Genomic DNA, 9,411 nt, shown 5'->3' on the forward strand with positions numbered 1-9,411 from the left:
CACCGGGCGGAGCGACGCCGGGCCGAGGGCTCCGACGGGCGAAGGGCAGAATGGGGGCGGGTCGCGGCCGAGCGCCGGGCCCGCCCCACCCTCGTCGTCCCACCTTCACCGGAGCCAGGAATGACCCTCCCCACCACCCACGTCAGCTTCCCGGCCGGGGCGGTGACCGGCGAGTCCCCGGTGCTCGCGGTGCACCCGCTGGCCGACGGCCGGTACGCCGTCGTCACCGCGGCGACCCCGTTCCACCCGCTCGACCACACCTGGCCCGACCAGCCGGCCGACCTCGGCACCCTGACCGTCGACGGCACCGAGCTGGCCGTGGTCGACTGCCTGACCGGCGCCGTCGGCCCGGAGGGCGGGGAGCCGCTGGTCGGCGCCGACATCCCGGTCCGGCGCGGTGACGAGGAGTGGTCCTGGCTGGTCCTGCACGTCGTCGACGGCGACCCGGGGGACCTCGTCGGCCGCACCGCCGCGCTCGCCGTCGACGCCGACCGCCGGGGCGCCCTCAGCGCCTCGCACAGCGGCTGCCACCTGCTCGCCCTCGCCCTGAACGCCGCGCTCGCCCCGCGCTGGCGCAAGGACCCGGGCCGCTCGGACGCCTTCGGCCACCCGGACTTCGACAGCCTCGCGATGGCGAGCTCGGTGATGGACACCGCGGCCAGCACCGACACCTACCGGCTCGGCAAGTCGCTGAAGAAGAAGGGCTTCACGGTGGACGCCACCGAGGAGTTCCCGGCCCTCGCCGACGCCCTGCCGGCCCTCACCGAGGCCGTCAACGCCCGGCTGGCCGCCTGGGTCGCCGCCGACGCCCCGGTCCGCATCGAGGTGCCCGGCCCCGAGCTCACCGCCCGCCGCCAGTGGCACTGCGAGCTGCCCGAGGGCGGCGCGCAGATCTTCTGCGGCGGCACCCACCTGCACCACCTCGGCGAGCTGGCCGAGCTGCGCACCGAGCTGCGGCTGTCCGAGGACGGCACCGAGCTGGTCGCCGTCACCAGCCCGAAGCGGGCCTGAGAAACGCCGCGGGCGGCCTGATCCCTCGGGTGAGGGGTCAGGCCGCCCGTCGTGCGTGCGCTCCGTGGGGCCCGCGGGTCCTGCGGGTCCTGTGCTCAGACGTCGCTGCGGTGGAAGTTCAGGTACGAGCGGGACGGCGTCGGGCCGCGCTGGCCCTGGTAGCGCGAGCCGTAGCGCTCCGAGCCGTACGGGTGCTCCGAGGGCGAGGAGAGCCGGAACAGGCACAGCTGCCCGATCTTCATGCCCGGGTAGAGCTTGATCGGCAGCGTCGCGACGTTCGACAGCTCCAGGGTCACGTGGCCGCTGAAACCGGGGTCGATGAAGCCGGCCGTGGAGTGGGTGAGCAGGCCCAACCGGCCCAGGCTCGACTTGCCCTCCAGCCGGGACGCGACGTCGTCGGGCAGCGTGATGACCTCGTACGTCGAGGCCAGCACGAACTCGCCGGGGTGCAGGATGAACGCCTCGTCGCCCTCCGGCTCGACCAGCCGGGTCAGGTCCGGCTGCTCTTCGGAGGGGTCGATGTGCGGGTACTTGTGGTTTTCGAACACGCGGAAGAAGCGGTCGAGGCGCACGTCGATACTCGACGGCTGGATCATCGCCGGGTCGAACGGGTCGACGACGACCCGACCCAGGTCGATTTCGGTCCGGATGTCCTTGTCAGAGAGCAGCACGCTTCGAGGTTACGTGCACGACAGGGCCCCGGACGAATCCGCCCGGGGCCCGTTCCGTCCCTCCGCGACCGTCAGGCCAGGAACTCCGCGGCCTCCAACCGCATCGCCCGCGCCAGTTGCGGCTCCGACAGCTCCCGCACGTCGGCCAGCACCGAACTCCGCATCCGTCCGCACTGCGGGCAGCGGATCAACCGTCCGGGCCCGAGCCGGCCAGGACCGAGGTTCTGCATCGGGAACGTGGTGGTGCTGAACAGGTGCCCCTCGGCACAACGAACGACGGCGCGCTGCTCCATCGATCCCCTTCCCATCCCTAACCCAGTACTCACCCGTACGCACTCGCCCCGACGGCCGAGCCCCGGGACAGCGTCACATTAGGGGATGTTCCGGACATTCCTCACCATGGCTCGCCGCCTCGGCCCCCACCCACCGGAGCACTCGCGCGCGGCCCACACAGTACGCCTCCACACCCGCCCCACCCGGCTCCGCCACGTCCACCGGCCCCCTGTGCAACCACCGGTGCGAATGGGGTACAGTGACACTGGATCGAGCGGTCTCTGACGGCTCATCAGGCGGGCGTAGTTTAATGGTAGAACATGAGCTTCCCAAGCTTAGAGCGCGAGTTCGATTCTCGTCGCCCGCTCCAGCAGTAAAGCCCCAGGCCAGTGGCCTGGGGCTTTCGCGTTGTCCGGGGCCGGTCGGGGCGGTCAGTGGGGGTGGGTCCAGGCGGGGGTCCAGGTGCCGGGGGTGCCGGGGGTGGGGGCAGTGGTGGCGAGGTGGGCCCGGAGGGCGGGGAGGGCCGGGTGGGGGTTGTCGCGGTGCCAGAGGAGTGAGTGGGGGTAGACGGGCGTCGGGTCGGTCACCGGGATGCGGCGCAGGCCGTGGGCGGCGGGCCAGACGAGGCGGGTCCGCTCGCTCATGAAGGTGGCGAGGGCCGGGGTGTCGGCGATGGTGTCGAGGAGGGCGTCGGAGCCGAAGTTGGGGCCGGTGGCCTCGATGGTGAGGCCGAACTCGGCGACGAGGTCGGCGTAGTAGGCGCCCCACTCGGTGCCGGGGACGATGCCGGGCATCCAGATCCGGTGGCCGGCCAGGTCGGCGACGGTCAGCGTCCGGGCGCCCGCCAGGGCGTGGGCGGGGCCGGTGAGGAGGTGGAGCGGTTCGTCGAGCACCCGGACGGATGCGATGTCCTCGGGGAGCGGCCGGCCGGGCATGGCGACGGCGCGGAAGGTGGCGTCGATCGCGCCGGAGCGGACGGCGGCGACGGCGGTCTCGATGTCGTGCAGCATCAGCACGTCGAGGTCGATGTCCGGGTGGGCGCGGTGGAAGTCGCGCATCAGGCCCGAGACGGCTCCGCGCGAGTTGAGCACGTCGACGCGCAGCGGGCGGCGGCCGGCCCGTACGGACGCGACCGCGCGTTCGGCGGCGCGCAGCAGTTCGCGGGCGTGGGGCAGGAACGCCTGTCCGTCGATGGTGAGTTCGGCGCCGCGCGGGGTGCGGGTGAACAGTCGCACGCCGAGGTCGCGCTCCAGTGCGGCGACGCGTTTGGAGACGGCCTGCTGGGTGATCGACAGGTCGACGGCGGCCTTCTGGAACTGGCCGGCTTCCGCGATGGCGGCGAAGGTGCGCACTGCTTCGAGGTCCACGCCGATCCACTGTAGAGAACAACCTGTGGTTGTGCGGGGTGGGCGGAACGGTTGTTTGACCGGCTGCTGTGCCTCCCGGTTGGCTCTCACCGGTCAACTCCGGTTTGTCCGGTCGGGGTCGGGACGTCGAGGGGAGCGCACCGCGCATGACGGGTGGGAAACGGCTGGGCCGGCGGTTCGGCTGGCTGTGGGCGGCGTACGCGGTGAGCGCGTACGGGTCCGGGCTGGGGTTCGGGGCGCTGCCGCTGATCGCCGTGCTGGTGCTGCACGCCGGACCGGCCGAGGTGTCCGCGCTGTCCGCGGTGGGGCCGGCGGTGGGCGCGCTGATCGCGGTGCCGCTCGCGCCGTGGGTGGAGTTCCGGCGCAAGCGTCCGGTGATGATCGCGATGGACCTGGTCCGGTTCGCGGCCATGGCGTCGATCCCGGTCGCGTACGCCTTGGGAGGGCTGGGCTTCGTCCAGCTGCTGGTGGTCTCGATCGTGGTCGCCGCGGCCAGGATCGCGTTCGGCGCGGCCAGCGGCGCCTACCTCAAGGCCCTCGTCCGGCCGGACGATCTGCTGGTGGCCAACGCGCGGTTCGAGTCCACGAACTGGAGCTCCATCGCGATCGGTCCGCCGCTGGGCGGGGCGGCGGTCGGCCGGTTCGGGCCGGTCACCACCGTGGTGGCCGACGCGCTCAGCTACCTGCTCTCCGCGCTGAGCATCACCGCGATCCGCGGCCGGGAGGAGGCGCCGCGGCGGACCGGCGGGGACCCGGTCCGGGCGGGCGCGGTGCTCGACGGCTGGCGGCACATCCTGGGCGACCCCGGTCTGCGGGCGCTCTACCTCAACAACATGCTCGTCGCCGGTCTGATCATGGCCACCGAGCCGGTGCTCGCCGTCCTCCTGCTCCGCCAACTCCACTTCGCCCCATGGCAGTACGGCCTGGCCTTCGCCGCCCCCTGCCTCGGCGGGCTGATCGGCTCCCGGCTGGCCCGGCGGGTCGTGGCACGCCACGGCCGGGACCGGGTGTTCCGGACCGTCGGCACCCTGCGCGCCGTCTGGCTGATCGGCCTGGCCTTCGTCCGCCCCGGCGTGGTCGGCCTGGTCACCGTGATGGCCGTCGAGCTGGCGATCATCGTCAACATGAGCCTGTTCAACCCGGTGCTCGCCACCTACCGGCTCGAACGCACGCCCAAGCACCTGGTCGCCCGCACCCTGTCGGCCTGGTCGATCGGCCAGCAGGCGTCCATCGCCGTCTGCACCGCGCTCGGCGGGCTGCTCGCGGCCGCCACCGGACCGCGCACCGCCCTCGCGGTCGCGGGACTGCTCATCCTCGGCACGCCGCTCCTGCTGCCCCGGGTCGACGGCCGGGCGCGACCGGAGGCCGTACCCGGCACACCACCCGCACGGAGGACATCCGCATGACCACCACCCCCGCCGCCGGCCCGTTCGCGCTCGACCCCGCGCGCACCGCCCTGCCCCATCGGCTCCTCCCCTCCAGGGCCCACGTGCTTGACACCGCCACGCTGCGCGCCTTGTTCCGGGAGACGGGCTGACCGGGCCCGAACGGATCCGGGTTTGCGAGTGGCGTCCATTCCGATACAGCCGAACCATGTGAAGGCCGCAGGCCATTTGACCTGCGGCGTTCGCGACATATGAGTCGTTGTCGGGTTTGGATCCATTTGCCCACCGCAGCGACGGAACCTGTCGACAGCTGCGGTGGTGTGTGCTGGGGAGCGGTGTGCGATCCACGTGGACGACGGAGCGCTGACCGATCGATTTCCGCGTCAGCCTGTTGGTTCGGAGTGCCTCTGGGCCTCGTATCAGGCGACTGAAAGGTGTCGCTCGCTGCGGCGGGGCGGATCGACGGAAGCGGCGCCCAGCTTCCGAAGCGCTTTGTGCAGGTCCCAGCTACTTGGTGCCTGCTCGTGCCAGTAAGGCTTGCTGAGCGCGTCGATAGTGCAGATCAGAGCCGCCCTCGTCGTTGAATCAGCCGATGCGGTGCGGAGGTTGACTGTCAGAAGATCTCGGCGGTACACCAGGAACGACCACCACTCGTTGGCATACAGCGGTACCTGCGGGTAGCACTCAAGCCCGCGAGCACGGAGCAAGGTGAACACCCTCTGCAGTCGCTCCACCCTGAGGCGTTCCTTTTCTTCAAGGGCGCGGACAGTTGCATTCGAGATCATGACGGCCCCGTTCGAGCTTTCGACACGGGCTTTGATTGCCTCGATTGTGCTGTGGCAGACATGAACTGTCATCGAATTCCTCCATAAGCCGGATAAGTGCCGCCACGATGACGAGTCCTCGGCGCCTGTGCACAGAAACATCAAAATCCGCCTCATGGGGCACGGGTGTGGTGTAGGGCAGGCGCCTCTACCGAGCGACCGGGGGATGGTCGTGGCGTCCGGGAGGGTGGTCGGTCAGGCGGCAAGGGGCAGGGCACGGCGGAGGTGCGGATGAGGAGGCCGACGCGGGCGCTGTCGAGGGATGGGTGCGGCCGGAGCCGGCGAGGCAGCACCTGCAAGGGGGTTCGCGGACCTCCACGCCTGGTGCGGCACCCCGCTCTTCGTCGATCCGGTCGCGCAGACGGTCGAACACGTCGATGGCGGCAGCCTGTTCGGTTCCCCCGGCCGCGACGGGGCCCGGGGCACTGGCCGTGGTGCCGCCCGGCGGGCGGTGGGGCCGGTGGGCGGTGGGTGCGCTTGTGCTCGGGGCGGCGGTGCGTGGAAGTGGCCGAGATCGATCTGGTTCGGGGGTGCTTCCAGCTGGTAATCGCGGGGGCGCGGCCGGCGGGGCCTCGTCGAGAAGGGGCGTCGCCCGCCGTACCGCCGGGAGACGCGAGGCCTTGCGGCGCCGCGGCTGCCGACGGCAACGGGGTGGGGGATCAGCGGCGGGCGGCGAGGTCCTCCAGGGTGGGGACCAGGGCGGCCGGGGTGGGCAGGGCGGCGTTGTCGGCCCGGAGGCGGTGGGCGGCGTCGCGCAGCGCGGCGTCGGTGAGGACACGGGTGAGCAGCGGGGTGTCGACGGCCTCGGAGGTGGAGCTCAGGGCGGCACCGGTGGCGGTGATGGCGTCGGCGTTGAGGAAGTGGTCCGCGCCCTGGGGGAGCAGCAGCTGGGGCAGGCCGGCCTGGAGGGCGGTCAGCATGGTGCCCGAACCGCCGTGGTGGATCAGCGCGTCGGCGCGGCCGAGCAGCTCGTTGAGCGGGACCCAGGGCAGGCCGCGGACGTTGGCGGGCAGGGTGCCGAGCGGGGCGAGGTCGGCGTTGCCGACCGCGAGCAGGAAGTCGGCGTCGACCTCGGCCGCCGCCTCGACCAGGCGGACCACCGCGCGGACGCCGTCGATCTCGGCGAGCACGGTGCCCAGGGTGACGACCGCCCGCGGGCGCTCGGGCTTGCGGAGGAACTCGCCCGGGACGATGCCGCCGCCGTTGTACGGGACGTAGCGCACCGGCAGGCCGTCCGGGTCGCCGCCGAGCGGGCCGAGGTTGAGCACCGCGGTGACGCCCGGAGCGGTCAGGCCGCGCTCCTCGTACAGGTCGGAGACGTGCGAGGCCACCAGGTCGGCCATCGGGCGGCCGGGGCTGGCACCGAAGTTCTGCACCACCGACGGGATCTTGAGCTGGGCGGCGACCAGCGGGCCGGCGGCGGCGAAGGAGTCGTGGACGATCAGGTCGGCGCCCCAGTCGGTGGCGACCGCGAGCAGGCCGTCCACGTCGGGGCGGGAGGCGTGCGCGAACATCGCGGCCGCCATGTCGAGGATCTCTTCCTGGGTCTTGTCCCGGTTGACGTACTGGACCTTGCCGCCGAGAGCCTCCTCGATGATCTCCCGCAGGCCCCGGCCGTCGCCGACCTGGGCGACGGGGAAGCCCGCGGAGCGGATCAGCTCGACGGGCTGCCCGGTGGCGAACAGGACCTCGTGCCCGACGGCGCGCAGCGCCTGGGCGGTGGGCACCATCGGGTAGAGGTGACCGGCCGCGGCGGGGCCGGTGAAGAGTATGCGCATGGTGGTCTCCTTGCGAATGTTGCTGACAAGGCAGTCTCACCTTTGAAGTTGACGTTCAGTCAATTCGATAAGGATCACCATGCGCGCTAATCGGCCTTTCTGGAGCAGGGCTTGCCTCTCGGGCAACGGTGTGCTCCGCGCGCCGGTCGCCCGGGCCGTGCGCGCCCGCCGGACGGGCCGCCCGCGCGCCGCCGTTCGCTCCCTCCCGGCGGCCGGCGGCCGGCGGTCGGCGGTCGGCGTTCAGCGGGTGGTCGTGCGGCGGGCGGTCACGCGGCGACGAGGAAGTCCCGGACGGCGCCGGTGAACGCCCCGGTCTGCTCGGCGAGCACGATGTGGCCGGTGTCGAACTCGGCGTAGGCGCTGCCGGGCAGGGCGGCGTGCAGCCGGCGGGCGTTCTCCACCGGGACGGTGGCGTCCTGGCGGCAGCCGATCACCAAGGCGGGGGCCTGGACGCGCGGGAGCAGCGGGCCGAGGTCCAGGCCGAGGTTGAGGGCGATGTGCCGCAGGGTGCCCGGGGTCGGCCGCATGTAGGCGGTGTTGGCCTGGACGGCGGCGCGCCCGATCCGGTCGAGGAAGCCGGGGCTGAAGGCGGTGAGGGTGGCGTAGCCGCCGAACGCGGCGGGGTGGTCGGCGAGGGAGAGCCAGGTGGCCATGGAGAGCCGCAGGTACTCGTCCTGTTCCGCGCTGATCCAGCCGGCGGCGGCGACCAGGCGGCGGACCCGCCCGGGGTGCAGGGCGGCGGTCGCGGTGGCGACGACGGCGCCGAGCGAGAAGCCGAGGACGTCGGCGGGGCCGCGGCCGGCGTCCTCGATCACGGCGGCGACCTGGGCGGCCAGGGCCTCCAGGGCGAGCGGACCGCCGTCGTCCTCGGCGGCCGCGCTGCCGGAGAGGTCGGGCAGCAGCACGGTCCAGCGGTCGGTGAAGGAGTCCAGCAGGCCGTCCCACATGGCGGAGCCGGGGCCGGTGCCGTGCACCAGGACGAGGGTGTCGGGGCCGTCGCCGACGACGCGGTAGGGGATGCGGGCGGCGCCGACGGTGATGACGGGCATGGCGGGTCCTCTCGATGACTGGGTCGGACGGCAGGTCAGAAGGCCTGCCGGGTACGGCCGGTGGGCCGGTCCGGACCGGCCGGTCGGCCCGGGAAGTAAACTACACAGTGCAGATCAGTAATTCAACTACACCGTGCAGTGCATTTTGAAGGTGTGGGAACGGTGAGGGACGGAACCGGGAGGGGAACTGCCCGTACCCGCCCGCCGTCCAAGCAGTGACGGAATGCCGGCCCGGGTTGAACACCGGGGGAGTACGGAGGGCCCTGTGCAGTCAGGTGGTGCCGAACTGAACGTCGGATGCCCGGGTGGCGGCGGCCCCGGCCGCCCCGGCGGTGCGCGGGTCGCGCCGGTCCGGCGGTCGGAGTCCGAGTCGGGGGCGGAGTCGGGGCCGGAGGTGACGATCGACCAACTCGACGCCACCGAACGCTGCGAGACGCTGCTCCAGGACACCCTGGACGCCGTCCGTCCGGCGCCGGTCTGGCAGGGGGCGCCCGCGCGGGCGGGGGCACGACTGCCGCTGCCGGGGCGCGAGTCGGAGCTGCTCTGGTACGTCACCCGGGGCCGGGACCTCCTCACCGTCGTCTCGCTGTCCCGACGGGCGGCGCTGGCGGACGTGGTGGAGCGGCACTGGCGGCGGCGCGGCTGGACCATCACCTCGCTGAACGCCGGCCGGGACCGCCCGGGCGTCGCCGCGGCCACGCCGGACGGCTACCGGCTGGAGCTGCGCTTCGGCGAGTCGGGCGAGGCCGGGCTGACGGCGAGCTCGCCCGGAGTGGCCCGCTCGGAGCGGGGCCCGGTGCTGTCCGGGAGCGTCGACCGCTGCGCGCCGCCGCTGCCGTACGTCCGCTGCCCGTACTGGAGCGCGCTGGTCTAGCCGGGGGTACTGGTCTAGCCGGGAGCGCTGGTCCGGCCGGGGGTGCTGGTCCAACCGGGGGCGCTGGGGACCGGGGGAGGCGTGGGGGGGGGGCCCCCCCCCCCCCGCCCCCCCCCCCCCCCCCCCCCCCGCGGCGGGGGGGGGCGGCCCCCCCCCCCCCCCCCCCCCCCCCGCCCCCC

At 73.1% G+C, this 9,411-nt stretch carries 10 protein-coding genes and 1 tRNA gene; 5 read left to right on the forward strand and 6 right to left on the reverse strand.

The annotated features are described in order from the left end of the window. Positions 1–120 precede the first annotated feature (120 nt). On the forward strand, positions 121–1,011 hold the full coding sequence (locus tag ACFVXH_RS10930; protein ID WP_074001851.1) for a metal-dependent hydrolase: 891 nt from the start codon (positions 121–123) through the stop codon (positions 1,009–1,011). Between the two features lie 95 nt (positions 1,012–1,106). Here ACFVXH_RS10930 and dcd read toward each other — a convergent pair whose 3' ends face one another. Both dcd and ACFVXH_RS10940 read right to left on the reverse strand, forming a co-directional pair. Beyond that, positions 1,107–1,682: a dCTP deaminase gene (dcd, locus tag ACFVXH_RS10935; protein WP_049651628.1), complete on the reverse strand. Its 576-nt coding sequence runs from the start codon at positions 1,680–1,682 to the stop codon at positions 1,107–1,109. A 71-nt stretch (positions 1,683–1,753) separates the two neighbouring features. Further along, positions 1,754–1,975, reverse strand: coding sequence for a hypothetical protein (locus ACFVXH_RS10940; RefSeq protein WP_074001850.1), 222 nt, complete (start codon positions 1,973–1,975; stop codon positions 1,754–1,756). A gap of 276 nt (positions 1,976–2,251) precedes the next feature. Here ACFVXH_RS10940 and ACFVXH_RS10945 point away from each other — a divergent pair. Then, positions 2,252–2,325, forward strand: a tRNA-Gly gene (locus ACFVXH_RS10945). A 61-nt stretch (positions 2,326–2,386) separates the two neighbouring features. Here ACFVXH_RS10945 and ACFVXH_RS10950 read toward each other — a convergent pair. Further along, positions 2,387–3,322: a LysR family transcriptional regulator gene (locus ACFVXH_RS10950; RefSeq protein WP_387822256.1), complete on the reverse strand. Its 936-nt coding sequence runs from the start codon at positions 3,320–3,322 to the stop codon at positions 2,387–2,389. Positions 3,323–3,468: 146 nt separating this feature from the next. Here ACFVXH_RS10950 and ACFVXH_RS10955 point away from each other — a divergent pair, with 146 nt between their 5' ends. Continuing rightward, entirely contained in the window at positions 3,469–4,728 is a 1,260-nt protein-coding gene (locus tag ACFVXH_RS10955; RefSeq protein ID WP_387822259.1) for an MFS transporter, read from the forward strand. Then, positions 4,725–4,859 (forward strand): hypothetical protein, encoded by a 135-nt coding sequence (locus ACFVXH_RS10960; protein ID WP_387822262.1) that lies wholly within the window; start codon positions 4,725–4,727, stop codon positions 4,857–4,859. The genes ACFVXH_RS10955 and ACFVXH_RS10960 overlap by 4 nt, the downstream gene beginning before the upstream one ends. Before the next feature lie 267 nt (positions 4,860–5,126). Here the strand turns inward: ACFVXH_RS10960 and ACFVXH_RS10965 are convergent, their stop codons facing one another. The 3 genes from ACFVXH_RS10965 to ACFVXH_RS10975 form a co-directional block, all read right to left on the reverse strand. Then, complete coding sequence (locus ACFVXH_RS10965) at positions 5,127–5,564, reverse strand: hypothetical protein (protein ID WP_387822265.1); 438 nt, start codon at positions 5,562–5,564, stop codon at positions 5,127–5,129. A gap of 626 nt (positions 5,565–6,190) precedes the next feature. Continuing rightward, on the reverse strand, positions 6,191–7,309 hold the full coding sequence (locus ACFVXH_RS10970; RefSeq protein ID WP_387822268.1) for a glycosyltransferase: 1,119 nt from the start codon (positions 7,307–7,309) through the stop codon (positions 6,191–6,193). Positions 7,310–7,575: 266 nt separating this feature from the next. Continuing rightward, positions 7,576–8,358: an alpha/beta fold hydrolase gene (locus ACFVXH_RS10975; protein WP_387822271.1), complete on the reverse strand. Its 783-nt coding sequence runs from the start codon at positions 8,356–8,358 to the stop codon at positions 7,576–7,578. Between the two features lie 394 nt (positions 8,359–8,752). Between ACFVXH_RS10975 and ACFVXH_RS10980 the strand changes: the two genes are divergently transcribed. Continuing rightward, positions 8,753–9,232 (forward strand): hypothetical protein, encoded by a 480-nt coding sequence (locus ACFVXH_RS10980; protein ID WP_074001845.1) that lies wholly within the window; start codon positions 8,753–8,755, stop codon positions 9,230–9,232. Positions 9,233–9,411: the final 179 nt, after the last annotated feature.

The sequence above is a fragment of the Kitasatospora sp. NPDC058184 genome, assembly GCF_042883725.1.
Lineage (GTDB): Bacteria > Actinomycetota > Actinomycetes > Streptomycetales > Streptomycetaceae > Kitasatospora.

Coding starts and splice junctions, on each gene's coding strand:
- ACFVXH_RS10930 (WP_074001851.1), top strand. CDS start 121: ATGACCCTCCCCACCACCCACGTCAGCTTCCCGGCCGGGGCGGTGACC.
- ACFVXH_RS10940 (WP_074001850.1), bottom strand. CDS start 1,975: ATGGAGCAGCGCGCCGTCGTTCGTTGTGCCGAGGGGCACCTGTTCAGC.
- ACFVXH_RS10955 (WP_387822259.1), top strand. CDS start 3,469: ATGACGGGTGGGAAACGGCTGGGCCGGCGGTTCGGCTGGCTGTGGGCG.
- ACFVXH_RS10960 (WP_387822262.1), top strand. CDS start 4,725: ATGACCACCACCCCCGCCGCCGGCCCGTTCGCGCTCGACCCCGCGCGC.
- ACFVXH_RS10965 (WP_387822265.1), bottom strand. CDS start 5,564: ATGACAGTTCATGTCTGCCACAGCACAATCGAGGCAATCAAAGCCCGT.
- ACFVXH_RS10970 (WP_387822268.1), bottom strand. CDS start 7,309: ATGCGCATACTCTTCACCGGCCCCGCCGCGGCCGGTCACCTCTACCCG.
- ACFVXH_RS10975 (WP_387822271.1), bottom strand. CDS start 8,358: ATGCCCGTCATCACCGTCGGCGCCGCCCGCATCCCCTACCGCGTCGTC.